The organism is Catenulispora sp. GP43, from assembly GCF_041260665.1.
Lineage (GTDB): Bacteria > Actinomycetota > Actinomycetes > Streptomycetales > Catenulisporaceae > Catenulispora.
Genome location: NZ_JBGCCT010000013.1, coordinates 92,730 through 117,166 on the forward strand (window position 1 = coordinate 92,730; position 24,437 = coordinate 117,166).

Annotated in this window: 19 protein-coding genes and 1 pseudogene; 11 read left to right on the plus strand and 9 right to left on the minus strand. The window is 70.9% G+C overall.

What is annotated here, in order from left to right; all coding sequences use genetic code 11:
• Positions 1-59 precede the first annotated feature (59 nt).
• The 8 genes from ABH926_RS25830 to ABH926_RS25865 form a co-directional block, all read right to left on the minus strand.
• Positions 60-770 (minus strand): ABC transporter ATP-binding protein, encoded by a 711-nt coding sequence (locus tag ABH926_RS25830; protein WP_370368333.1) that lies wholly within the window; start codon positions 768-770, stop codon positions 60-62.
• The gene (locus tag ABH926_RS25835) at positions 763-1,581 is read right to left on the minus strand and encodes an ABC transporter ATP-binding protein (RefSeq protein WP_370368334.1); all 819 of its coding nucleotides are present in this window, start codon (positions 1,579-1,581) and stop codon (positions 763-765) included. The genes ABH926_RS25830 and ABH926_RS25835 overlap by 8 nt, the downstream gene beginning before the upstream one ends.
• The gene (locus ABH926_RS25840; RefSeq protein ID WP_370368335.1) at positions 1,578-2,585 is read right to left on the minus strand and encodes a branched-chain amino acid ABC transporter permease; all 1,008 of its coding nucleotides are present in this window, start codon (positions 2,583-2,585) and stop codon (positions 1,578-1,580) included. The genes ABH926_RS25835 and ABH926_RS25840 overlap by 4 nt, the downstream gene beginning before the upstream one ends.
• The gene (locus ABH926_RS25845; RefSeq protein WP_370368336.1) at positions 2,585-3,478 is read right to left on the minus strand and encodes a branched-chain amino acid ABC transporter permease; all 894 of its coding nucleotides are present in this window, start codon (positions 3,476-3,478) and stop codon (positions 2,585-2,587) included. The genes ABH926_RS25840 and ABH926_RS25845 overlap by 1 nt, the downstream gene beginning before the upstream one ends.
• A 13-nt stretch (positions 3,479-3,491) precedes the next feature.
• Positions 3,492-4,694 (minus strand): branched-chain amino acid ABC transporter substrate-binding protein, encoded by a 1,203-nt coding sequence (locus tag ABH926_RS25850; RefSeq protein ID WP_370368337.1) that lies wholly within the window; start codon positions 4,692-4,694, stop codon positions 3,492-3,494.
• Positions 4,695-4,922: 228 nt separating this feature from the next.
• Entirely contained in the window at positions 4,923-5,591 is a 669-nt protein-coding gene (locus ABH926_RS25855; protein ID WP_370368338.1) for a GTP cyclohydrolase IIa, read from the minus strand.
• A gap of 16 nt (positions 5,592-5,607) precedes the next feature.
• Positions 5,608-5,811, minus strand: coding sequence for a DUF5999 family protein (locus ABH926_RS25860; RefSeq protein ID WP_370359720.1), 204 nt, complete (start codon positions 5,809-5,811; stop codon positions 5,608-5,610).
• Between the two features lie 173 nt (positions 5,812-5,984).
• Positions 5,985-8,873, minus strand: coding sequence for an AAA family ATPase (locus ABH926_RS25865; protein WP_370368340.1), 2,889 nt, complete (start codon positions 8,871-8,873; stop codon positions 5,985-5,987).
• Between the two features lie 410 nt (positions 8,874-9,283).
• Between ABH926_RS25865 and ABH926_RS25870 the strand changes: the two are divergent.
• From ABH926_RS25870 to araA, 8 genes and pseudogenes are all read left to right on the plus strand, one after another.
• Positions 9,284-9,493, plus strand: a pseudogene (locus ABH926_RS25870) (integrase); the annotation flags it as partial.
• 252 nt (positions 9,494-9,745) lie between these two features.
• The gene (gene chvE / locus ABH926_RS25875; protein ID WP_370368341.1) at positions 9,746-10,879 is read left to right on the plus strand and encodes a multiple monosaccharide ABC transporter substrate-binding protein; all 1,134 of its coding nucleotides are present in this window, start codon (positions 9,746-9,748) and stop codon (positions 10,877-10,879) included.
• An 8-nt stretch (positions 10,880-10,887) separates the two neighbouring features.
• On the plus strand, positions 10,888-12,513 hold the full coding sequence (gene mmsA, locus ABH926_RS25880) for a multiple monosaccharide ABC transporter ATP-binding protein (RefSeq protein ID WP_370368342.1): 1,626 nt from the start codon (positions 10,888-10,890) through the stop codon (positions 12,511-12,513).
• Complete coding sequence (gene mmsB, locus ABH926_RS25885; protein ID WP_370368343.1) at positions 12,513-13,751, plus strand: multiple monosaccharide ABC transporter permease; 1,239 nt, start codon at positions 12,513-12,515, stop codon at positions 13,749-13,751. The genes mmsA and mmsB overlap by 1 nt, the downstream gene beginning before the upstream one ends.
• A 58-nt stretch (positions 13,752-13,809) precedes the next feature.
• Entirely contained in the window at positions 13,810-14,850 is a 1,041-nt protein-coding gene (locus ABH926_RS25890) for a LacI family DNA-binding transcriptional regulator (protein ID WP_370368344.1), read from the plus strand.
• Positions 14,851-14,903: 53 nt separating this feature from the next.
• On the plus strand, positions 14,904-16,595 hold the full coding sequence (locus ABH926_RS25895; RefSeq protein WP_370368345.1) for a ribulokinase: 1,692 nt from the start codon (positions 14,904-14,906) through the stop codon (positions 16,593-16,595).
• Positions 16,592-17,302 (plus strand): L-ribulose-5-phosphate 4-epimerase, encoded by a 711-nt coding sequence (locus tag ABH926_RS25900; RefSeq protein ID WP_370368347.1) that lies wholly within the window; start codon positions 16,592-16,594, stop codon positions 17,300-17,302. Before ABH926_RS25895 ends, ABH926_RS25900 begins: the two co-directional genes overlap by 4 nt.
• A complete protein-coding gene (gene araA / locus ABH926_RS25905) occupies positions 17,299-18,792 on the plus strand; it encodes an L-arabinose isomerase (protein ID WP_370368348.1) in 1,494 nt (497 codons plus the stop codon). The genes ABH926_RS25900 and araA overlap by 4 nt, the downstream gene beginning before the upstream one ends.
• 124 nt (positions 18,793-18,916) lie before the next feature.
• Here araA and ABH926_RS25910 read toward each other — a convergent pair whose 3' ends face one another.
• Positions 18,917-20,206, minus strand: a complete 1,290-nt coding sequence (locus tag ABH926_RS25910; protein WP_370368349.1) for a peptidase S8 — start codon at positions 20,204-20,206, stop codon at positions 18,917-18,919.
• A gap of 122 nt (positions 20,207-20,328) precedes the next feature.
• Here ABH926_RS25910 and ABH926_RS25915 point away from each other — a divergent pair, with 122 nt between their 5' ends.
• The 3 genes from ABH926_RS25915 (at position 20,329) to ABH926_RS25925 (ending at position 24,429) form a co-directional block, all read left to right on the plus strand.
• Positions 20,329-20,940: a sugar O-acetyltransferase gene (locus tag ABH926_RS25915; RefSeq protein ID WP_370368350.1), complete on the plus strand. Its 612-nt coding sequence runs from the start codon at positions 20,329-20,331 to the stop codon at positions 20,938-20,940.
• A gap of 150 nt (positions 20,941-21,090) precedes the next feature.
• Positions 21,091-21,285, plus strand: coding sequence for a hypothetical protein (locus ABH926_RS25920; RefSeq protein WP_370368351.1), 195 nt, complete (start codon positions 21,091-21,093; stop codon positions 21,283-21,285).
• 168 nt (positions 21,286-21,453) lie between these two features.
• On the plus strand, positions 21,454-24,429 hold the full coding sequence (locus tag ABH926_RS25925) for an AAA family ATPase (protein ID WP_370368353.1): 2,976 nt from the start codon (positions 21,454-21,456) through the stop codon (positions 24,427-24,429).
• Positions 24,430-24,437 lie beyond the last annotated feature (8 nt).

Genomic DNA, 24,437 nt, shown 5'->3' on the forward strand with positions numbered 1-24,437 from the left:
GACGGTAGCGGCTACCACCCCCTTCGCGGACAGGCCGTTCCGAGGGGTGGTCAGACATCTCACGCGACTCCGCCCAGATAGGCCTCGACGACCCGGGCGTCGGCGGACAACTCGGCCGCTGTGCCTTCCAGCACCTTCTCCCCGTTCTCGATCACGCAGCCCCGGTGGGCGATCTTCAACGCGGCCGTGGCGTTCTGTTCGACGAGCAGTACCGCCGTGCCGCCGCGGTTGATGTCCCTGATCACGTCCATCACCGCGGCGACCATGATCGGGGCCAGGCCCATGGAAGGTTCGTCGAGCAGGAGAAGACCGGGGCGGGCGACAAGGGCCCGGCCTATCGCGAGCATCTGCTGCTCGCCGCCGGAGAGCGTCCCGCCCTGCTGCGCTCGCCGTTCGGCCAGCCGCGGCAGCAGTTCGTAGACCTCGTCGACCCGGCGCGCGAGTTCGGCACCATCGCGGACCAGATACCCGCCGACGAGCAGGTTCTCGTGCACCGTCAAGGTGCTGAAGACGCGCCGTCCCTCGGGGACGTGCACCACCCCGCGGGCGACGATCTTCGGCGGGGCCATCCCCGTGATGTCCTGGCTTGCGTGGACGATCCGGCCGGCGGCGGGTTTCACGAGTCCGGACACCGCTGACAGCGTGGTGGTCTTGCCGGCGCCGTTGTTGCCCAGCAGGGCGACGATCTCCCCTTCGCCCACCGTGAGGTCGAGTCCGCGCAGCGCCCGCACTGCTCCGTACTCGACGTCGAGTCCGCGGATCTCAAGCATCGTGGGTCCCGTCTCCTGCGAGTTCGGCACGAGCGGCGTGGATCTCGGCGTCGTCGGCGTCCCTGCCGAGGTAGGCCTCGATGACGGCGGGGTCGCGCCGGACGTCCGCCGGAGGGCCGTCCGCGATCTCCCTGCCGAAGTTGAGCACGATCACCCGCTCGGACACCTCCATGACCAGGCCCATGTCGTGCTCGATGAGCGCGATGGCCACACCGAGGTCCCGGATCCGGCGGATCAGGGTGAGCAGTTCGGCCTTCTCACCGCGGTTCAGCCCCGCGGCCGGTTCGTCCAACAGCAGTATTCTCGGCCGTCTGGCCAGGGCGCGGGCGAGCTCGACCCGGCGCTGTTCGCCGTACGGCAGGTGGCCCGCCAGACCTGCGCGGTTCCCGCGGAGCCCGACGAAGTCCAGCCACTTGTGGGCCTCGTCGCTGCTCTCCCGCTCGCTGCGCCGGTAGCGGGGGGTGTGCAGCATCGCGTCGAGGGCGCTCTGTTTCAGCCACAGGTGAGTGCCGGCCCGTACGTTGTCCAGCACCGACAACTCGCCGAACAGCCGCAGGTTCTGGAAGGTGCGAGCCAGGCCGCGGGCGGCGATCGCCGACGGGCGCAGGCCCGCCACCTGTTCACCGGCCAGCCTGACGGTGCCGGCGGTCGGCCGATAGAACCCGCTGGCGCAGTTGAAGGCCGAGGTCTTGCCGGCACCGTTGGGGCCGATGACCGACACGATCTCGCTCTGGCCGACTGAGAAGCTGAGGCCGTCGACGGCCTGGACGCCGCCGAAGGCCAGCTGCAGACCACTGATTTCGAGAATCACGGTTCCTCCTTCGCCGGCACGCGGGCGGCATCCGCGCCGCCCCGCACCACCTGGTCGTCGGGTTCGCGCGAGCGGTGCGGCCACAGGCCCTGCGGGCGGAGCAGCATCATGACGATGAGGAGCACGCCGAAAACGAAGAAGCGGTAGTCGGCCAGGCCCCGCAGCAGCTCCGGCAGCAGACTGATGACGACGGCTCCGACCACGACACCCCGGGTCGAGCCCATACCGCCCAGCACCACCGCCATCAGGACGAGGGCGGACTGCAGGAAGGTGAAGCTGGCCGGGGAGATCGCCGAGAGCTGGGCGGCGAACAGCACGCCCGACAGGCCGCCCCAGACGGCACCGGCCACGTAGGCGGCCAGCTTGACCCGGTAGGTGTTGATCCCGCTGGCCTCGGCCGCGTCCTCGTCCTCGCGGACGAACCGCCAGGCGCGGCCGATCCGGGAGGTGCCGAGCCGGGCGGCGAACAGCACCGCGACCGACACGATCACCAGCGTGGTGTAGTAGAAGACGGCCGGGTCGGACAGGGTGTCGCCGAACAGACCCGGGATTCCGTAGATGCCCGAAGGGCCCCCGGTGATGTCCAGGTTGTTCGCGGTGATCCGGATGATCTCGCCGAAGCCGAGGGTCACGATGGCCAGATAGTCGCTGCGCAGCCGCAGTGTCGGGGCTCCGATCAGCACTCCGGCCACCACAGTCGCCGCGATGACGGCCGGCACTGTGGCGATGAGCGGGATGTTCAGCCGCGTCGCGAGTACTCCGCCGACGTACGCGCCCACGGCGAGGAAGGCGGCGAAGCCGAGGTCCAGCAGTCCGCAGTAGCCGACGACGATGTTCAGGCCGACCGCGAGCATCACGAAGATGGCCGCGCTGGTCATCACGTTCAGCGCGTACGGAGTGGCGGTCACGAACGGGGCGAGCAGGCCGATCGCCAGCCCGCTCCAGCCGATTCGCCGACTGGCCAGCAGCCGGGCGATCACTTGTGGTTTCTGGGCGGCCGCCATCACACGCGCTCCGTCACACGCTGGCCGAGCAGGCCGGTCGGCCGCACGGTCAAGAACAGGATGAGGAATCCGAAGGCGAACACGTCCCGCCACTGGCCTCCGAACCAGTCTGTGCTGAAGGACTCCAGCAGACCCAGGACGAGCCCGCCGAGCATGGTGCCCTTCAAGTTGCCGATCCCGCCGATGACGGCGGCGGTGAACGCCTTGAGCCCGATGATGAAGCCCATCAGGAAGTCGATCTTCCCGTAGTAGGCGCCGGACATGACCCCGGCCGCCCCCGCCAGGGCCGATCCGATGAAGAAGGTGCGGGAGACGACCGAGTCGACGTCGATGCCCATCAACAGGCACGCCTTCGGATCCAGGGCGATGGCGCGCATCGCCCGGCCCTGCCGGCTGCGCATGACCATGGCGTTCAGCGCCACCATCAGTCCGGCGGCCACCGCCATGAGCACGAGTTGCTGCACGGTGGCCCGGACGCCGAGCACCGACATGCTGGTCCCGTCGAGACGGACCGGATAGACCCGCGGGTCGGGGCCCGCGGCCAGACTCACGCCGTACTCCAGCGCGAAAGACGCGCCCACGGCGGTGATGAGCAGTGACAGCCGCGGTGCTCCGCGCAGCGGCCGATAGGCCACCCGCTCCAGCGCGACGCCGCTCAAACCGGTCGCCAGCATCGCCAGCGCGAGCACGAGGAACAGCGAGACCAGCGAACCGCCGGGGATCGCTCCTCCCAGTGAGCTGAGCATCGCGTACCCGACGAACGCTCCGAGCATGTAGAGATCGCCGTGGGCGAAATTGAGCAGTTTGATGATCCCGTAGACCATGCTGTAGCCGAGGGCGACCAGGGCATAGAAGGAACCCACGAACAACCCGTTCCAGATGAGCTGTGCCATGCGGACCCCCGGCCTAGTTGAGGGAGTCCTGCAGGACGAAATCGCCGTTCTTGACGACGAGGATCACGAAGCCGCCGTTGCTCAGGGTGTGGTCGGAGGTGAACTTCAGCGGCCCGGCGAAGGTCTTGAAGCCGTTCAGGCCCTCCAGCGCGGCGGTGACCTTGTCCCCGTCGGTGCTGCCCGCGTCCTTGACGGCCTCGGCGGCGACCCGGACGGCGTCGTAGGACTGGGTCGAGTACGGGCCGGGTTCGGCGCCGAACTTCTGCTTGTAGGAAGCGATCCAGCTCTCGGCCCCCGGAGTGGTCTGGGGCGTCTGCGTCATGGTCGCGTAGACGCCCTCGGCGTTCGCGGCGCCGGCGATCTGCACCAGCTTCGGGTCCACCGCGCCGTCGGCGACGAGGAACTTGCCCTTGTACCCGGCCTGGCGGAACTGGCGGATGAGCAGACCGCCTTCCTGGTAGTAGCCGGTCCAGTAGATGTAGTCGGGGTTTGACTTCAGCACGCTGGTGACGTTCGGGCTGTAGTCGCTCTCGCCCGGGTTGACCGCCTGCTCGGTGGCCTTCGCCGGACCGCCCGCGGCCGTGCCGAGCTGGGAGTAGGTGAGGTCGGCGATGTCCTTGGAATAGCTGGTGTTGTCGTCCATGACGGCGACCTTCTGCGCCCCGTCCTTGGTCAGCCAGGCGATGGCGGCGGCGGCCTGCTGCTTGCCGGTGCCGTTGATGAGGAACACGTGCCGGAGGTGCTGGGCGACGAGTTGGTTGGAGTTGGCGGCCGGAATGATCATGGGGATCTTCGCCTTGTCGAAGATCGGCAGCGTGGGCAGGGTCGCCCCTGAGCAGTAGCCGCCCACTGAGACGCTCGCGCCCGCCGCGACCAGCTTGTCGGCCGCTGCGACCGCCGTCTTCGGGTCGCAGGCGTCGTCCTCCGCCTGGAGCTGCAGCTTCCGGCCGAGAACGCCGCCCGAGGCGTTGATCTCGTCCACTGCGAGCTGCGCACCGTTGCGCATGTACGGGCCGATGTCCGCGCTGCTCCCGGAGAGAGGGATGTCCATGCCCAGGATGATCGGGCCCTTACTGTCGCTTCCTTTGCTGCTGCCGAGCAGTCCGCTGCAGCCGGTCGTGGCGGCCGCGACCGCGGTGAGGACTGAGGTCAGTGCCAGCAGGCGGGAGGGGGTACGGGATGCGGAGGTTGGAGTGGGGGTGGTGTGTCTGGTCACGGGAACGCTCCTGTGCGAGGCAGTGGAACGAGGGACGGCGAGGGTTCGGCCGGGGACCGGTGCGGGTGGCGGCTGGTTTCGGCCAGGGTTTCGGCCAGGGTTCAGCGACGATTCGGCGAGGTGGGAGCCGCTTTGTGGCCGGGCCCCGCACGCCACCGATGTGACAAACACGATGTGTGATGCGTGATATTGCACTACTCCCAGGTGGTCGTCAAGAGGGAGGTGCCGTCAGGACGCGGCGATCGTTGTGCCCCGATGCGAAGGGGGCTGGCGTAGACCCGGTGCGTAAAGGTGCGTGCCTGTGCCACGGCTCTTTGCGTGGTAGAGGGCGAGGTCAGCCTTCCGCAGCAGGTCGGAAAAGGAATCGTCGGGCTCGGGCACCGCGACGCCGACCGAGGCGCCGGGGTGGGTGATGACCGTCAGGTTCTCCTCGACGGCCAGGGGCAGCGCCGCGCTCACCGTCGCGGAGATCTCCGAGACCTGGTGCATCAGTGTCCGGGGATCCGCCGCCGGCAGCAGCAGGACGAACTCGTCCCCGCCGAGGCGGCAGGCCAGGGCCCCGATCTTCCGGCCGGCCGCGGCCAGCCGGTCGGCGACGGCCGCCAACTGGGTGTCGCCGGCCTGGTGGCCCCAGGTGTCGTTGACGGCCTTGAAGTTGTTCAGGTCGACCAGCGCGACGGCGACGGGCCGGCCGGCGGCCACCGCCTGCTGGTGGCGGCGGAGTGCGGTCGTGCGGTTGGGAAGCCCGGTGAGGGTGTCGTGGTCGGCGAGCCACCGGGCTTGGGCCGTTTCGGCGACCGCGTGCCGGAAGCGACGGCGCAGCGCGGCCCAGCCGGCGGCGTAGCCGCCGGAAGCGGCCAAGGCCGCAGGTAGGAGCACCGCGGCGAAGGCAGGCACGGCTCGTCCCTCGTGATCAGTCCACGCGCGGCGACGAGACGGTGCTCAGCCGGTGCGGCGCGACGACACGGCCGTCGGGAAGCAACTCTCCGGTGTCGTCGAAGATGACGACACCGTTGCACAGCAGCGCCCACCCCTGCTCAGGATGGCTGGCCACATGGCGGGCGGCTTCGCGGTCCGGGGCGTCGGCGGTCGGGCAGACCGGCTGGTGGGAACACAGCCGGTGCGCGGGCCGCGCCCGGGTCCGGGTGGGTTCTGGTTGCTCGATGGTGATCATGGTCGGTACCGCCGGGGCTGGAACGTGGCTGGTGGTGGTGCGAATCCCCCGGTACCAACCGTCGCCCTCGTCACCCTGCGGTATCAATCGGGGACCGCTTTTACAGGGGTACGCAGTCAACCCGTATCTAAGTCTCTTCCGGACCTCAACGCCTCGCCGACGTGCCCCCTGGTGGCACCCAATTTCTTGAGAACGTGCGCGACGTGCTGCTCGACGGTGCGCGGCGAGAGGAACAACGCGTGGGCGATGTCCTGGTTGGTGGCGCCCCGGGCCACGAGTTCGGCGACCTGCCGTTCGCGCGGGGACAGCTCGCCGCCGTAGCTCGGGCGCCCGCGCGGCACAGGCTCGGTCAGTCCGAGCTCTCGTGAAGTGCGCTGGCAGCGGGCGAAATCGTGGGTGGCGCCGAGCCGTTCGTACACGGCCAGAGCCTCCGTCAGCCGGGCCGCGGCCCGCGTGTCGCCTGCCGCGGCGAGTGCGACGCCGAGTCGCTCGTCAGCGCGGGCCGTTTCGTACGGTCGTCCGATGTCAACCCACGACTGCCGCGCACGGCTGTAGCTTTCGGCGGCGGCAGCCGGGTCGGCCGTGCCCAGGAGAATGCCGCGAGCCATGTGGAGTTCGGCTGTCGCCGCGGGCGCGTCCCGATCGCCGAGTCCGCGTTCGGCGTCGGCGGCGAGCCGTTCGGCCGCCTCGCGGTCGTGGCACGACAGTGCCGCCTCGACGGCGACCGGGACCAGGCCGGTGCCTCTGGCCCAGGCTGCCACCCCACGCAGGGTCGCGACCGCGTTCCCCGCGATCGACCAGGCATTCTGCACGGCGCCCTGAGCCAGGTGTACCGCGGTGAGTCCGGCGGCGGCCCGCAATGCGACCGTCACCTGGGACTCTGTCTCGCCGTAGGCCGCGGCGACGGAGAAGAGCTCCAGAGCACGGCGGTGCTGTCCGCGCGCGGCGGCCAGCGCCGCGAGGACCAACGCTTCGTCGGTGGCGGTCATCGTGATGTCCGGATATTCGCGGCGAAGCATGGTGAAACGCTCTTCGACGTTCGACCAGTCGCCGGCGAGGGTTTCCAGGCGGAGCAGGGCGGTCCGACTGTAGGACTCCAGGTAGGGGCTCCCCTGGTGGGCCAGGCCGCCGCTCTCGGCCAGCAGCCTGGCGGCTCGTCGATCGTGCCCGAGTTCGATGGCGATCTCACCGGTGTTGTACAGCGCACGCGCGATCTGCCGCAGCACTTCGGGGTCGTCGGATCGCCGCGGCAACCGGTCCAGGAGCGCCCACACCCCGGGGTCACCCTCCCGGGCGAGCAGCGTGAGCCGCGTCGCCCGGGCCGCTGCCCGCACCGCCTCGTCCGGGCCGTGCCGGACGGCGGTCTCGGCCCGCTCCAGCCAGGCCCATGCCTGCTCCGGGCCGCCGCTCCGTTCGTCCATGGCCAGGGCGATCATGGCCCTGGCGGCGCGGTCGGGGCGGTCGGCCAGTTCATCGACGGCGCGCGCGATCTCCTCGAAGCCGGCCCGATCCCCGGCATGGCCGACCATGACGATGCCCAGCGAAAGGCGGATTTCGCCGCGGGTCGCCACCGGCAAGTGCGGATCGGCCAGGATGCGGCGCAGCACTTCGGCGTTGGTGACGAAGTCGGTGCCGTTGATAGCGATTCCCGACAGCGCGAGGGCAGCGCGGGACCGGAGATCATCGGGCAGGCCGGCTTCGTCGAGGATGCGGCGCAGCAACGTCGCGGCGGTGCCCACGTCCCCGAACGCGATCGCCTGCTCCGCGGCGGCTTCCGCCCGGCCCCGCCAGGCCTCGCGGTCGCCGAGCATCCAGGTGTGATGGGCGATCTGCACCAGCGGCGGCGGAGACTGGGCTTGCAGGGCGGTGAGCGCCTGCCGGTGCAAGTGGTTGCGCAGCGGGCCGGGTATCCGCCGATAGGCGACCTGTTGTGCCAGGACGTGCCGGAAGAAGTAGCGAGCCGGCCCGGTCTCGCGCAGGATCGTGGCGCGCAGGGCTTCGGTCAAGCCCTGCGAGCCCTGCTCGGAATCCAGGCCGGCGACCTCGGCGAGGAGGTCCTCGGTGGCGGGGACGCCGAGGACGGCGGCAGCCTCCACCACAGCCACCGCGGTGGGCGGCAGGACGGCCAGTCGTTCCGTCAACGCTTCGCGCAGCCCTCGGGGCAGCTCCGTCAGCTCCAGATCGGCGGACTTCCAACCGTGGTGCGGTCCGTGCTCACTGAAGGTGATCAGGTCCTCCTCAACGACCAGCGGCACGCCCTGGCTGCGGTCGAAAAGGACGTTTCCCAGAGCCGTCGAGGCCTGGTCGCCGAGGGCGTCGCGCGCCAACTCCTGGACCGCCTGCGCCGACAGCGGTTCGAGGTGGATCTCGATTCCGCCGGTGCCGGGCTGGCGTCGATACGCCGAGCCGAGCAGCGGCATGTTCGGCGGCAGGTCCTCGCCGCGGAACGTCAGCACCAAGCCCAGGTGCTCCGGCATGTCGCGGGACAGCAGCAGGAGCATCTCCCGGGTGGCCTCGTCGACCCAGTGCAGGTCTTCGATCACCAGCACCGCGGGACCGACCGCGCCCAGGACGGACCGCAGGCCGTGCAGCACCTGGTGGCGCTCGGCGCGGGCGTCCGAAGCGCGGGGAGGCGGGCTCGGCAGCCGGTCGGCCAGGTCCGGCAACAACGAGGCCAACGCTCCGGCGCTGCGGGGGATGTCCTCGACCGGAGGCAGCCACCGGCCGGCCTTGCGCATCGCGTCCACGACCGGGCCGTACGGCGAGGGCTCGCGCAGCGGATGACAGAAGCCGGTCAGTACCCGGGTACCCTGCCCGACCAGCGTCTTCGCAGCCTCGTGGACCAGGCGGGTCTTGCCGATGCCCGCTTCGCCCTCGACCAGCACGATGGCCGGCGGACGGCGCAGCGCGGCCAGTACCAGCCCGACTTCGTGCCGACGCCCGACGAACGCGAAACCTCCGATGGAGGACACCTTGTCGTCGTTGTCATGGTCGGCGATGCCCACGCGATCGCCCGTCTCCTCCACTGCTGCCCGTCGCTTCGGGTTGAGATCAAGACCAATCATAGGAGCGTACGGTCTCGAGTGCGCGCGAAGCGCGTCCCGGAGGGGACGAGCGGATCACCTCCGCGTGCGATGACGAGCTCGCCGGAGCACGGCTGTGCCGAATGTGCCTTCAGCTCTAGGCGCGCGTACGCGGGATCGCATACCGTTTCGGGCCACATCCCCCAACGTCCCAGCCAGGAGGCTGATATGCGCGTGCCCATATCCAGGCGGGCACTGGCGGCGCAAGGGCCACGTGTTCACGTCCGGCGACGGCGATGCGAGCTTCACCGACGCCACCGGAAACCTGCCCGACCTCCCCGTCAACGGACTGACCAGGCGGACCCCGCCGGCCGGCGCGATCACCCGAGCACACTGCCAGGACGTGGGCCGCGTTCCTGCGTAGCCAGACCGAAACGTTGCTCGGGTGCTACTTCATCGAGACCGTCGCACTGACCGGGCAGCGCCAGTACATCCTGGCCGTCATCGAGCACGCCACCCGGCGGGTCCGTGTGCTGGGCACCACAGCACATCCCGCCGCAACCTGGGTTGCCCAAGCGGCGCGGAACTTGGTCATGGATCTCGCTAGCGCGTCACCGACCTCGACATCCGCCGACACGACCGACTCGGCGGCATCATACACGAGTACCAACACGCCTCCTGACCTGCGTGGACGACATTATCGGCAGGCGCGCAGCCCCCGCCTTACCTGATCTCCCCGCGCCCGCCCCGCCCTTGACAGCCTTTGAGTTACCGGTAACACTCTCGTCCCACGAAGCCGTCGTCGACAGCGGCGACTCACCCCGACCAATTTCCGATCAAGTCCCAGGAGCGACGTGAACCTCAGCAAGATCGCCGCCGCCGTCACCGGCCTGACCCTGGCCGCGACCCTCGCGGCCTGCGGGTCCTCGACCAAGACCGCGGACAAGGCCGCGGCCGGCGGCGGGTCGGCCGCGGGCAGCCTGGTCGGCGTCACGATGCCCACCCGCTCCTCGGAGCGGTGGATCCATGACGGCGACAACGTGAAGGCGGGCCTTGAGAAGCTCGGCTACAAGGTCGACCTTGAGTACGCAAACAACGACATCCCCACTCAGGCCAACCAGATCGAGAACCAGATCTCGATGGGCGCCAAGGTGCTCATCGTCGCCTCCATCGACGGGACCGCGCTGAGCAACCAGCTGCAGGAGGCGCACGACAAGGGCATCAAGGTCATCGCCTACGACCGGCTGCTCATGAAGTCCCCGGACGTCGACTACTACGCCAGCTTCGACAACTACAAGGTCGGCGTGCAGCAGGCGACCTCGCTGCTGGTGGGCCTGGGCTTCAAGAAGGAGGACGGCACCGACGCCGCCACTCCGCCGGTCGGGCCGGTGAACATCGAGGTCTTCGCCGGCTCCCCGGACGACAACAACGCCCCGTTCTTCTTCCGCGGCGCGATGGACACGCTCAAGCCCTACCTGGACAGCGGCAAGCTCGTCATCAAGAGCGGTGAGAAGGACTTCAACACCGTCGCCATCCTGCGCTGGGATCCGGCCACCGCGCAGAAGCGCATGGAGGACCTGATCACCAAGACGTACTCCTCCGGGGCGAAGGTGCAGGGTGTGCTCTCGCCGTACGACGGCCTGTCGATCGGCATCCTGTCCGCGCTGAAGTCCGCCGGGTACGGGACCACCGGGCAGCCCTATCCGATCGTCACCGGGCAGGACGCCGAGGTGGCGTCGGTGAAGTCGATCATCGCCGGGGAGCAGTACGCGACGGTCTGGAAGGACACCCGCAAGCTGGCCGCCCTCGCGGTCTCGATGACCGACGAGGTGCTCAAGGGCCAGTCGGTGCCGACCAACAGCACCGACTACAACAACGGCTCCAAGGTGGTGCCGACCGAGGTGCTGGACTTCGACACCGTCTACAAGGACAACTACCAGCACGTCCTGATCGACAGCGGCTACTACACCGCCGCTCAGCTGTCCTAGAGCCGGCCATGGACGACGTCATCCTGAAAATGGCCGGGATCACCAAGACGTTCCCCGGCGTGAAGGCCCTGCAGGACGTGAACCTGGAGGTCCAGCGGGGCCGGATCCACGCGATCTGCGGGGAGAACGGCGCCGGCAAGTCGACGCTGATGAAGGTCCTGTCCGGCGTCTACCCGCACGGGAGCTACGACGGTGAGATCACCTTCGACGGGCAGCCGTGCGCGTTCGGCGGGATCCGGGACAGCGAGGCCCGCGGCATCGTCATCATCCACCAGGAGCTGGCGCTGTCCCCGCACCTGTCGATCGCCGAGAACATCTTCCTCGGCAACGAGCGGGTGCGGCGGGGTCTGATCGACTGGCACCGCACCAACGCCGAGGCCGCCGAGCTGCTGGCCCGGGTCGGGCTGAAGGAGAACCCGACCACCCGGGTCTCCGACCTCGGCGTCGGCAAGCAGCAGCTGGTCGAGATCGCCAAGGCGCTGTCGAAGAAGGTGCGGCTGCTGATCCTGGACGAGCCGACCGCCGCGTTGAACGACGCCGACTCCGAGCACCTGCTGGACCTGCTGCGGGGCCTGCGGGCCGAGGGCGTGACCTGCGTCATCATCTCCCACAAGCTGAACGAGATCGAGGCGGTCTCCGACGCGGTGACCATCCTGCGCGACGGCCGGACCATCGAGACGCTCGACTTCCACACCCAGACGGTGTCCCAGGACCGGATCATCACCGGCATGGTCGGCCGCGACCTGGAGCACCGCTACCCGGAGCACACTCCCAGCATCGGGGAGGAGGTGCTGCGGATTGAGGACTGGACCGTGTTCTCCCCGACCCAGCGCGGCCGCAAGGTCGTGGACGGCGCGAACCTGACGCTGCGCCGCGGGGAGATCACCGGTCTTGCCGGACTGATGGGCGCCGGCCGGACCGAGCTGGCGATGAGCGTGTTCGGCCGCAGCTACGGCGTGGACATCTCCGGCCGGCTGGTCAAAGACGGCAAGCCGATCCGGGTGCGCAGCGTCGACGACGCCATCGCGCACGGCATCGGCTACGCCACCGAGGACCGCAAGCGCTACGGCCTGAACCTCATCGACGACATCAAGCGCAACATCTCCGCCGCCGCGCTGCCCAAGCTCGCCAAGGCCGGCCTGGTCGACCCGCGCGAGGAGTACAAGGTCGCCGACGGCTACCGGGCCGAGATGAACATCAAGGCCCCGGCGGTGACCGCGGTGACCGGCAAGCTCTCCGGCGGCAACCAGCAGAAGGTCGTGCTGTCCAAGTGGATGTTCGCCGACCCCGACGTGCTGATCCTGGACGAGCCCACGCGCGGCATCGACGTCGGCGCCAAGTTCGAGATCTACACGATCGTCAACCGGCTGGCCGACGCCGGCAAGGCGGTGCTGGTCATCTCCAGCGAACTGCCCGAGCTGCTGGGCATCTGCGACCGCGTCTACGCGATGTCGGCCGGCCGGATCACCGGCGTGCTGGACCGGGCCCAGGCCTCGCCCGAGCGCCTCATGACCCTGATGACCACCGAGTCGCTGATGGATGCGGACGTCACGGCCGAGGAACTGCTGACCGTGCCGGAGCCGACGCCGGAGTCCGAGCCGGAAGCACTCACAGACCAAGAAAGTGATCAGTGATGAGCAGCATCGCTCCCGCGAGCACCACGGAGCTGGCGGCTCCCACCGGCTCCGGGCCGGCCCGCCGGTTCGACGTCAACCTCCGCGCCAGCGGCATCTACCTGGCCTTCGCCGCGATCGTCGTGATCTTCGACATCATGACCCACGGCCTGCTGCTGACCCCGGAGAACGTCTCCAACCTGATCGTCCAGAACTCCTACATCCTGGTCCTGGCGATCGGGATGATCCTGGTGATCATCGCCGGGCACATCGACCTGTCGGCGGGCTCGGTGGTCGCGGTCACCGGCGCCATATCGGCGGTCCTGATGGTGAACCACCACATGGCCTGGCCGCTGGCGCTGCTGATCACGCTGATCGCCGGGGCCGCGATCGGCGCCTTCCAGGGCTACTGGGTCGCCTACTTCGGGCTGCCGGCCTTCATCGTGACGCTGGCCGGCATGCTGGTCTTCCGGGCCCTGACCATGACAGTGCTGGGCAACCAGGGCATCGGCCCGTTCCCGAACCAGGTGCGCACCCTGTCCACCGGCTTCCTGGGCAGCGTGCTGGGCAACGTCGGCCTGGGCACGCTCGGCGGCGCCGACCTGTTCACGCTGGTCATCGGAGTGGTCGCGGTGCTCGCGGCGGTCGCCGGGCAGTGGCGGGCCCGCGCCGCCAGGCAGCGCTACGGCCAGCAGGTCGAGGCGGTCGCGCTGTTCGCCGGCAAGATGGCGCTGATGGCCTTCGTGGTCCTGGGCGTCGTCGTGCAGTTGGCCCGGTACAAGAACCTGCCGTGGGTGCTGGTGCTGCTCACGGTCCTGGTGCTGGGCTACAGCCTGGTCGCCTCGCGCACCGTGTTCGGCCGGCACGTCTACGCCATCGGCGGCAACGCCCAGGCCGCGGTGCTGTCCGGGGTCAAGGTCAGGAAGGTCACCTTCTGGATCTTCGTGAACATGGGCGTGCTGGCCGCGGTGGCCGGTGTGATCTTCGCCGGCCGGCTGAACCAGGCCGGGCCCACCGCCGGCACCAACTTCGAGCTCGACGCCATCGCCGCGGCCTTCATCGGCGGCGCGGCCGTCACCGGCGGCGTCGGCAAGGTGGTCGGGGCGATCACCGGCGGACTGATCATGGGTGTCATCAACAACGGCATGTCGCTGCTCGGCGAGCCCAGTGAGCGGGTCATGCTGGTCAAGGGTCTGATCCTGCTGGCCGCGGTGGCCTTCGACGTCTGGGCCAAGCGTCGGGCCGGAACTGCTCGATAAGCTGCGCGGACGGCCATGACGGGGCACCACGGGGACACGAGGACGAGGAGAGCGGTACGTGACCAAGGAGCGGGTGCGCACAGCCGAGACGGCGCGCGGAGCGGGGCGTCCGGGGCTGCGCGACGTGGCCGAACTGGCCGGGGTCTCGCACCAGACCGTGTCCCGGGTGTTCAAGGACCACCCGCGGGTCAGCGCCGAGACCCGGGCCAAGGTGCTGGCCGCGGCGGCGCAGCTGGACTTCCGGCCCAACGCCATAGCGCGCGCCCTGGCCACCGGCTCCTCGCGCACCGTCGGCGTGGTCAGCTTCGACACCACGCTGTTCGGGCCGGCCTCGATGGTCAGCGCGATCGAGAGCAGCGCCCGGGACGCCGACTACTTCGTCTCGGTGGTCGGCCTGGCCTCACCCAGCCGCCGCTCGGTGGCCGAGGCCGCGGACCGGCTGCGCGGGCAGGGCGTGGACGGCATCATCCTGATCCCCGGCCACGTCCCGGCCGACCAGGTGGTCCGGCACCTGCCCGCGATGCTGCCGGTGGTCGCGCTGTCCGGCGCGCAGACCGTGGCCTCGGCGACCATAGACCAGTACGAGGGCCCGCTCGCGGCGGTCCGGCACCTGCTGGACCTGGGCCACACCACGGTCCACCACCTGGCCGGACCCGGGGACTGGCACGAGGCCCGGGAGCGCGAGCGCGCCTGGCGCGACGCGCTGGCCGGGGCCGGGGCGCCGGTCCCGGACCCGCTGCCCGGCGACTGGAGCGCGGCCTCGGGCTACGAGCGCGGTAAGGTGCTGGCCGCCGATCCGGCGGTGAGCGCGGTGTTCGCGGCCAACGACCACATCGCCCTGGGCATGCTGCTGGCCCTGCACGAGGCCGGGCGGCGGGTGCCCGAGGAGGTGAGCGTCATCGGGTACGACGACATCCCGGAGGCGGCGTTCTTCACCCCGCCGCTGACCACGGTGCGCCAGGACTTCGCCGCGCTCGGCCGGCGCAGCATGGCGCTGCTGCTGGACCAGATCGGGGCCGCCGCCGCCCCGGCCGCGCCGGCCGCCGCGGTCATCCCCACCGAGCTGGTGGTCCGGCGCAGTACCGCACGTCGCATGTGAGCAGTTTTCGTCAGCAGCGTTTTCCAGTGACCGCGGAGGGATCGCGTCCGGCCATGAGTAGTGTTACCGCTAACATTCCAGCGCAGTACGTCGTGGGCGTCGACTTCGGGACCCTGTCCGGCCGCGCCGTCGTGGTGCGCGTCGCCGACGGGAAGGAGATGGGCAGCGCGGTCGTCCAGTACCGGCACGGCGTCATCGACGACCGGCTGCCGGACGGCACCGGTCCGCTGCCGCCGGACTGGGCGTCGCAGAACCCTGAGGACTGGCGCGAGGTGCTGCGCGAGGCGGTGCCGGCAGCGCTGGCCGCCGGGGGAGTGGACCCGGTTGCCGTCATCGGCGTCGCCACCGACTTCACCGCCTGCACCGTGCTGCCGGCGCTGGCCGACGGCACCCCGCTGTGCGAGCTCGACGACCTGGCCGGGCAGCCCCACGCCTGGCCGAAGCTGTGGAAGCACCACGCCGCGCAGCGCCAGGCCGACGCGATCAACACCCTGGCCGCCGAGCGCGGCGAGACCTGGGCCCCGCGCTACGGCGGCAAGCAGTCCTCGGAGTGGGAGTTCGCCAAGGCACTGCAGGTGCTCCAGGAGGCGCCGCAGATCTACGAACGCTGCGAACGCTGGATCGAGGCCGCCGACTGGATCGTCTGGGAGCTGACCGGCAGCGAGTCCCGCAACGCCTGCACCGCCGGCTACAAGGGGATCTTCCAGGACGGCTCCTACCCCTCCGCCGACTTCCTCGCAGTCCTGGACCCCCGGTTCGCCGACTTCGCGACCACCCGCCTGGAACACCCCGGCGGCCTGGCCGCGCTGGGCTCGCGCGTCGGCGGACTGAGCGCGCGCGCCGCGGCCTGGACCGGCCTGCCCGAGGGGATCGCGGTGGCCGCCGGGAACGTCGACGCGCACGTCACCGCCCCGGCGGCGGGTGCCGTCGACCCGGGTCGGCTGCTGGCCATCATGGGCACCTCCACCTGCCACGTGCTCAACGGCACGGTCCTGGCCGACGTCCCGGGCATCTGCGGCGTCGTCGACGGCGGCATCAGCGCCGGCTCCTTCGGCTACGAGGCCGGGCAGAGCGCGGTCGGCGACATCTTCGCCTGGTGGACCCGGCTCACCGGCCGCGACCACGACGCGCTCACCGCCGCCGCCGAAGACCAGCCGGTCGGCGGCCACGGCCTGATCGCCCTGGACTGGATGGGCGGCAACCGCTCGATCCTGGTCGACCACGACCTGTCCGGCGTGATCGTCGGCCTGACCCTGGCCACCCGCCCCGAGGAGGTCTACCGGGCGCTGCTGGAGGCCACCGCCTTCGGCACCCGCGTCATCGTCGAGGCCTTCGAGGCCGGCGGCGTGCCGGTCGAGGAATTCGTGGTCGCCGGCGGCCTGAAGCGCAACAGCTTCCTGATGCAGCTCTACGCCGACATCCTGCGCCGCCCGGTCTCGGTGGCCGTCTCCGATCAGGCCCCCGCGCTCGGCTCGGCGATCCACGCCGCCGTGGCCGCCGGCGCCTACCCGGACGTGTCGGCCGCCGCCGAGGCCATGGGCGCGGTGCAGACCGCCGCCTACGTCCCCGATCCGGCGCGCGCCGACGCCTATGACGTCCTGTTCGCCGAATACCGCGCTCTGCACGATGCCTTCGGTGTCACCGGCGGCACGCTGCACCGGCTGCGCAAGATCCGCAACAGCGCTCTGGCTTCGCCGAGCGGGCCGACCCAGAGCGGCACAGATGAGAAGGAAGCATCCCAGTGAGCAGCCCTGACATAGCCCGGATCCGGCAAGAGGTCTGCGACCTGCACGCCGAGCTGGTCCGCTACCAGCTGGTGGTGTGGACCGCCGGCAACGTCTCCGCGCGCGTCCCCGGCCGGGACCTGATGGTCATCAAGCCCTCAGGGGTCTCCTACGACGAGCTGACGCCGGCGAACATGATCGTCTGCGACCTGGACGGAAAGGTCGTCGAGGGAGACCTGTCCCCTTCCTCCGACACCGCCGCGCACGCCTACGTCTACCGGCACATGCCCGAGGTCGGCGGCGTCGTGCACACCCACTCCACCTACGCCTCGGCCTGGGCCGCGCGCGGCGAGGCGGTGCCGTGCGTGCTGACCGCGATGGCCGACGAGTTCGGCGGCGAGATCCCGGTCGGGCCGTTCGCGCTGATCGGCGACGACTCGATCGGCCGCGGCGTCGTCCAGACCCTGGCCGGCAGCAACTCCCCGGCCGTGCTCATGCGCAACCACGGCGTGTTCGCCATCGGCAAGGACGCCAAGGCCGCGGTCAAGGCCGCGGTGATGACCGAGGACGTGGCCCGCACGGTCCACCTGGCGCGCGCGCACGGCCGTCCCCAGCCGATCGGGGAGCAGGACATCGCCTCGCTGTACGACCGCTATCAGAACGTCTACGGCCAGTCCTCGGACCGGTCCGCCTCACAGTCCGCCTCACAGAAGGACGTCAAGGGATGACCGCCGAGATCTGGTTCCTCACCGGTTCGCAGGGCATGTACGGCGAGGACACGCTGCGGCAGGTCGCCGAGCAGTCCCGCGAAGTCGCCGCCCGCCTCGGCGCCGGTGATGCGATACCGGTGCCCGTGGCCTGGCGTCCGGTGCTCACCGACAGCGCCGCCATCCGGCGGGTGATGCTGGAGGCCGACGCGGACGACGACTGCGTGGGCGTGATCGCCTGGATGCACACGTTCTCCCCGGCCAAGATGTGGATCGCGGGCCTGGACGCGCTGCGCAAGCCGCTGCTGCACCTGCACACCCAGGCCAACCGCGCGCTGCCGTGGGACAGCATCGACATGGACTTCATGAACCTGAACCAGGCCGCGCACGGCGACCGGGAGTTCGGGCACGTGCAGACCCGCCTGGGCGTCGCGCGCAAGACCGTGTTCGGGCACGTGTCCGACCCCACGGTCGCCGCGCGCGTCGGCGACTGGGCCCGCGCCGCGCTGGCCGCGGCAGCTTTGCGCTCGCTGCGGCTGGCCCGGTTCGGCGACAACATGCGGGACGTCGCGGTCACCGAGGGCGACAAGGTCGAGGCCGAGCTGACCTTCGGGGTGTCGGTGAACGGCTACGGGGTCAACGCGCTGGCCGAGGCGGTCGAGCAAGCGGGGGAGGAGGCCGTGGACGCGCTCGTCGCCGAATACTGCGACCTCTACGACGTCGCCCCGGAACTGCTGCCCGGCGCCGAGCGCCACGCCTCGCTGCGTTATGGCGCCCGCATCGAGGCGGCCCTGCGGCATTTCCTCGTCGACGGCGGATTCGAGGCATTCACCACGAACTTCGAGGACCTCGGCGCCTTGCGCCAGCTCCCGGGGCTGGCCGTGCAGCGCCTGATGGCCGACGGCTACGGTTTCGGCGGCGAGGGTGACTGGAAAACCGCGGTCCTGCTGCGCGCCCTGAAGGCCGCCGCGGTCGGCCTGCCCGGCGGCACCTCCTTCATGGAGGACTACACCTACCACCTGGACGGCGAGCCCGGCCTGGTCCTCGGCGCGCACATGCTGGAAGTCTGCCCCTCGATCGCCGGCGCACGGCCCCGGCTGGAGCTGCACCCGCTGTCCATCGGCGGCCGCGAGGACCCGGTCCGCCTGGTCTTCGACGCCGCCCCGGGCCCGGCGCTCGTGGCCGGCCTGGCCGACCTCGGCGACCGGTTCCGCCTGGTGGCCAACGAGATCGACACCGTCGTCCCGCCCGCGCCGCTGCCGAACCTGCCGGTGGCCCGCGCCGTCTGGGCCCCGCGCCCGGACCTGCGCACCTCGGCCGAGGCCTGGCTGATCGCCGGCGCGCCGCACCACACCGTCTACTCCTCGGCGCTGGGCACCGAGGTGCTGCGCGACCTCGCCGAGATCGTCGGGGTCGAGCTGCTGGTGATCGACGCCGAGACCCGGGTACGGCAGTTCGCGCGGGAGCAGCGGTGGAATCAGGCTTATTACCGGCTGGCGCGGGGGTTCTGACGAGAATGCCGCTCCGGCCCGCGGGCCGGAGCGGCATCGTGCTGATCGTGCGGTGTGGTTGTGCGGTGTGGTTGTGCGGTGTGATCGTGCGATGTGGTCGTGCGGGGTCATCGTGCCAGGGGTATCAGAACGCTCCGGTACCGTTCGGCGTCCCCAGCCCCGTCGGACCGTCATAGCCGGCCCCGGCGGTGCACAGGTACGTCGGCGTGCAGGTGCCGTTGCTCCCGCTGGTCACGTCGAACAGCGACCCGGGGTTCAGGTAGGGCTGCTGGCCGTAGTTGGTCGAGCCGGTGTTCCCGGCCAGCGCGTAGACCGAGGCGATGATCGGCGAGGACGCGCTGGTCCCGCCGACCTGCACCCAGCCGTCGGCGCCGGTGGCCAGGCCGAGAGCCAGCAGCAGGTCGCACCAGGAGCTGCTGCCGCAGCTGTTCGCGGTGTCGTAGACGGCCACGCCGGTGTTCGGGTCGGCGACCGCGGAAACGTCCGCGACCGTGCGGTGCGAGCACCCGGTGTCCGTCTGCCAGGTCGGCTTCGGCTCCTGCGTCGAGCAGCCGCTGCCGGCGCTGGACCACGCCGTCTCGGTCCAGCCGCGGGCGTTGGATGCGGTGCTCAGGCTGGTGCCGCCGACGGCCGTGACGTAGGGCGAGGACGCCGGCCAGCTCACGCCGTAGCCGCTGTCGCCGGAGCTGGCGGTGATCGCCACGCCCTGGTGGTTGAAGTGCGAGTCGGCGGCCAGCGTGGAGCTGTCCTCCGCCGCGCCCCAGCTGTTGGAGACCGACGCCACGCCGGCCGCCGTCGCCGCGGTGTCCTCGGCGGTCGTCAGCGACGTGGTGTCCGCCCCGGCCGCCTCCACCAGCAGGATGTGGCAGCTCGGGCAGATCGCCGAGACCATGTCCAGGTCCAGGCTCTCCTCCTCGGCCCAGCCGTAGTCCGCCGACGGCAGCGGCGAGGTCTGCCCGCTGCCGTTCACCTTCTTGAAGCACCCGCTGGCCGCGGTGCACGCCGGCAGGCTGTACGCGCTGCGGTAGGCGGCGAGGTCGGAGGCGGCGTTGGGATCGTCGAAGGCGTCGACGATGGCCACGGTGCGCCCGTTCCCGTTGGTGCCGCTGAGTTTGTACGCGGATATCAGGTCCGAAGGCTTGAGCCCGGAACTGGTCGGGCTCCCGGACGTGTTCGGCGCCAGCCGGCCCCGCCCCAGGCAGTGCGCCTTGCCCGCGATGACCTTCGCGCACCCGAACGGGACGATCGGGGCCAGGGCCGGCCGGGCCCCGCGAGCCGCGGCCGCGCCCGCGGTCTCGGCGCCCGCCGGCGCGGTGACCGCCAGGACCAGGGCCAACGCCGCGCCGAGCGCCGCGATCCGGGCGCCGGAGCGCCGCAGGAATCTCGCGATGGGAGGGGGAACACGATCGTTCATATCGCCTCCAGGTGGTGGAAGTTCGGGCTGTTGCCGCATCTGTCGCGCGGCCAGCTCCCCACCGTGGAATATGCGAGCCTTGCCAAAGAGAGTCAATGCTCGAAGGGAACGGAGCACTCGGAGTGTCTCAAAACCGTGAGAAAGTCCTGGAACGGATCCGTCTCGGCCTGGTCTACACCGAGACCGAAGCCGCCTTCCAGGCCCCGCAGCGCCGCACCGAGGAGATATTCGAGTACAACCACACCCCGCCGAGCGACCCGGACAAACGCAGAGCCCTGCTGGAGGCGATCCTCGGCTCGGTCGGCGAACGCACCGTGCTGCTGCCGCCGTTCCACGCCGGGTTCGGCAGCAACGTGCACATCGGCGACGACTTCTTCGGCAACGTGAACCTGACGTTCGTCGACGACGTCGACATCCGGATCGGGCACGGCGTGATGATCGCCCCCAGCGTGACCCTGACGACCACCGGGCATCCGGTGCACCCGGCACGCCGCGTCGACTTCGGCCGCTTCTCCGAGCCGATCGTCATCGAGGACAAGGTGTGGATCGGCAGCAACGCGGTCGTGCTGCCGGGCGTGCGCGTCGGCTATGGCTCGGTCATCGGCGCCGGCAGCGTGGTCAGCCGCGACATCCCGCCGATGACCGTCGCGGTCGGGACCCCGTGCCGGGTCCTGCGCGAGATCACCGAGGAGGACCTCAAGACGCGCGCGGACTTCGGGGAGGTTCGCGGGTAGGCGTCTGTGGCGGGGTCATGGCCCTTGTTGTAAGGCCTCATATAAAAATCTGCGTATAAGCTTTTTGTGGCATGCTGTAACGCTTACGGGGGACGGTCGCTTTACGTTTCAGCATGCAGGGTACGGGAGGGCGCAGAGGAGGAACCTGCCGTGACCCTTTCCTTATCGGTTCTGGTGGTCCTTGCTGTCGCCGCTTTGTTGATGTGCCGTAAGGGCGAGCTGAAGGTGTGGCACGCGATCGTGTGCGCACTGTTCGGGTTCTATCTGGCTTCTACCTCGGTCGCGCCAACCGTCCGACAGGGCACTTCGGCCGTAGCGGAATTCATCAGCAGCATCAAAATTTGATACCGAAACCCGGTCTGCGGGCGGACGACGCCGTCGGCGGGCAGACCCAGCCACTTCTGGTCCGGCTCTTTGCCGAGCGGATTACGCCCGCCGTACCCGAGCAGTCATCCCACGTGGCCAAAGACCACCTCTTGTTCTACTTTAGAGGGAATCTGGACAGGTGATCACGTGGCGGTTTCCTCCCGGCACGCCGAGGACCACGCCGAGACCTTGGCATGGTCCGGAGCGGGCTTCGCCTTCGTCGGCCGCGAGCGCGAGACCGGCCTGCTGCTGGCCGCCGTCCAGCATCCGCCGGCCGTGGTGCTGGTCGAGGGCGAGGCCGGGATCGGCAAGTCCCGCCTGGTGCACGAGGCCGGTCCGGCGATCGCCGCGGCCGGCGGCCGGGTCCTGACCGGACGGTGCCACCCGCTGCGCGAGCCCTACCCCTACGGACCGGCTATCGACGCGCTGCGCAAGGCCGGGCAGTGGCTGCCGCCGGTCGCCGAGCTGCCGCCGAGCGCCGGGGTGCTGGCGCCGCTGCTGCCGGACCTGGCCGCCGGGCTGCCCGCCCCGCCGCGTCCGGCCGCCGACGCCCACGCCAAGCGGTTCCAGCTGGTCAACGGGCTGCGCTCGTTCCTGGCCGCGCTCGGGTCGGCGGTCCTGGTCATCGAGGACGCGCACTGGCTCGACGAGGCCACCCGCGAACTGCTCCTGCTGCTGACCCGGGACATGCCCGAGCAGCTGTGCCTGGTGCTCACCTACCGCAACGAGGACCTGCCGCCGGGCGTGCCGGTCCTGGGCCCGGCCTACCGGCGCCAGCCCGGGGTCAGCGGCGCCGCGATCCACCTCGACCCGCTGTCCGGGCCGGACGTCCAGGCCCTGGCGCGCGCCGCGCTCGGAACCCACGCCACCGCCGAGCTGGGCACCGTCCTGTACCAGCGCAGCGAAGGCTTGCCGCTGGCCGCCGAGGAGGACCTGATCACCCTGGCCGAACGCGGCCCCGGCGGGTCCGGCCAGGGCGGCCAAGGCGGCCAGGGCGGCCAGGGCGGCCAGGGCGGCCAGGGCGGCCCGCGACCGCCCGGGGACCTGATCGCCGACCTGGAGCACGCCGACGTGCCGCGCGGGCTGCGTGAGGCGTTCGTGGAGCGGCTGTCGGCGCTGTCGGCGGCGGCGCGCACCGTGGTCGAGGCCGCGGCGGTCCTGGACGTCCCGGCCGCCGAACAGCTGCTGGCCCAGGTCGCCGGGCTGGAGCCGGAGCAGGCGTCCCGGGGCCTGACCGAGGCGCTGCGGGTCGCGGTGCTGCAGGAGATCGAGACCGACCGCTACTACTTCCGGCACGTGCTGGCCCAGCGGGTCGCCTACGAGCAGATGCCCGGGCCCGCGCGCACCCGCCTGCACCGCCGCGCCATCGCCGTCCTGGAGGCCCAGGCCCCGCCGCCGCTGGTCCAGATCGCCCACCACAGCCAGCACCTCGGCGACCCGAAGGCCTGGCTGGAGCGCGCCGAGGCGGCCGCGTCCCAGGCCGACTCGCTCGGTGACTCCGGCACCGCCGCGGCCCTGCTGCACCAGATCCTGGAACAGCCCGGCGTCACCGGCGACCGGCGCTCGAGGGCCGCGCTGGCGCTCGGCGTCATCGCGGTGAACGGCGTCGACTACGTCAGCGACGCCCGGGCGCTGCGCCGCATCCTGGCCGATCCGCGGCTGCCGGCCGCGACCCGCGGCGAGATCCGGCTGTCGCTGGGGCTGCTCATGGTCAACCACGCCGGGGACCGCGGGGGCTTCCGCGAGGTGGCCCGCGCGGCTGAGGAACTGGCCGACCGGCCCGACCGCGCCGCCCGCGCGATGGTCGCGCTGGCGATGAACGAACGCGACGAGGGTGGCGATCAGGGCTGGTCCTGGATGGTGCGCGCGGAGGACGAGGCCGCGCGCAGCCCGGACCCGGCGGTGCACGCCGCGGCCCAGGCCACCCGGCTCACCCTGCTGGCCCGGCAGGGCGATCCCGGTGTCTGGGCCCTGCTCGACGAACTGCCCCGGATCAGCGACGACGACGAGGTGATGCGGCAGACAGTCCGCGCCTTGTACAACACCGGGGAGCTGGCCATCGAGCTCGGGCACGACCGGCGCGCGGCCCGGATGCTGCACGAGAGCCGGGACCTGGCGACCCGGGTGAGTTTCCCGCGCTTGGAGTGCTACAGCCGGATCGCGCTGCTGCGCCTGGACGCCCTGGCCGGCCACTGGGCCGACGTCGAGAACCGCTTCACCGCGCTGTGCTCGGAATATCCGGACATCGCCATGGCCAAGACCGACGAAGCCCTCACCGTCGGCCAGGTGGTCGCGGCCCGCGGCCTGCGCGCCCGCGCGGCGGAGCTGTTCACCGCCGCCGTGGCCTACGGCGAGTTGGAGTCCCAGGTGACCTCGGGACTGCGCGCGGCGGCCGGCCTGTGCGCCGTCCGGCTGGCCGCCGAGGCCGAGCAGGACGCGTGGGCGATCGCCGAGCCCGCGCTGGCGGTCCTGCGGCGGGCCGGGGCCTGGGCCCGGGGCACCGGTCTGGTCCCGGTCGCCGTCCGGGCGGCGCTGGCCTGCGGCCACCGGGACGCGGCGCGGCTGCTGGTGGCAGATGTGGAGGAAGGACTGCGGGGACGGGACGCGCCGGCCGCGACAGCCGAGTTCCACACCGCCCGCGGCATCTTGCATTGCGAGACGGACGCCACCGCATCCATCACGGATTTCGAAGCCGCCCGACAGGAGTGGTCGGACATCGGACGTCCCTATGAGACGGCCCGCGCCGCCGAGTACCTCGGCGCCGCGCTGAGCCGCTCCGGCGACGCCCGGGCGGCCACCGCCCGGCTGGAGGAGGCACTGGTCGTCTTCGACCGCCTCGGCGCCGCCTACGACGCCGCACGCTGCCGCCGCACCCTGCGTGACCTGGGCCTGGCCAAGTCGGCCGGGCGCGGGCGGCGCGGCTACGGCGACGAGTTGTCCCCGCGCGAGCGGCAGGTCGCCGAGCTCGTCGCCCGGGGCGCCACCAACCACGACATCGCCGAGGCACTGTTCCTGTCCCCGCGCACCGTGGAGCAGCATGTGGCCCGGATGCTCCGGAAATTGGGGACCACCAGGGGAGACGTGCAGAGCGTCCTACGTGCGCGGAGCCGCCAAAGGGGTTGATTAAATTA

Coding starts and splice junctions, on each gene's coding strand:
- mmsB (WP_370368343.1), top strand. CDS start 12,513: ATGAGCAGCATCGCTCCCGCGAGCACCACGGAGCTGGCGGCTCCCACC.
- araA (WP_370368348.1), top strand. CDS start 17,299: ATGACCGCCGAGATCTGGTTCCTCACCGGTTCGCAGGGCATGTACGGC.
- ABH926_RS25895 (WP_370368345.1), top strand. CDS start 14,904: ATGAGTAGTGTTACCGCTAACATTCCAGCGCAGTACGTCGTGGGCGTC.
- ABH926_RS25840 (WP_370368335.1), bottom strand. CDS start 2,585: ATGGCGGCCGCCCAGAAACCACAAGTGATCGCCCGGCTGCTGGCCAGT.
- ABH926_RS25845 (WP_370368336.1), bottom strand. CDS start 3,478: ATGGCACAGCTCATCTGGAACGGGTTGTTCGTGGGTTCCTTCTATGCC.
- mmsA (WP_370368342.1), top strand. CDS start 10,888: ATGGACGACGTCATCCTGAAAATGGCCGGGATCACCAAGACGTTCCCC.
- ABH926_RS25830 (WP_370368333.1), bottom strand. CDS start 770: ATGCTTGAGATCCGCGGACTCGACGTCGAGTACGGAGCAGTGCGGGCG.
- ABH926_RS25910 (WP_370368349.1), bottom strand. CDS start 20,206: ATGAACGATCGTGTTCCCCCTCCCATCGCGAGATTCCTGCGGCGCTCC.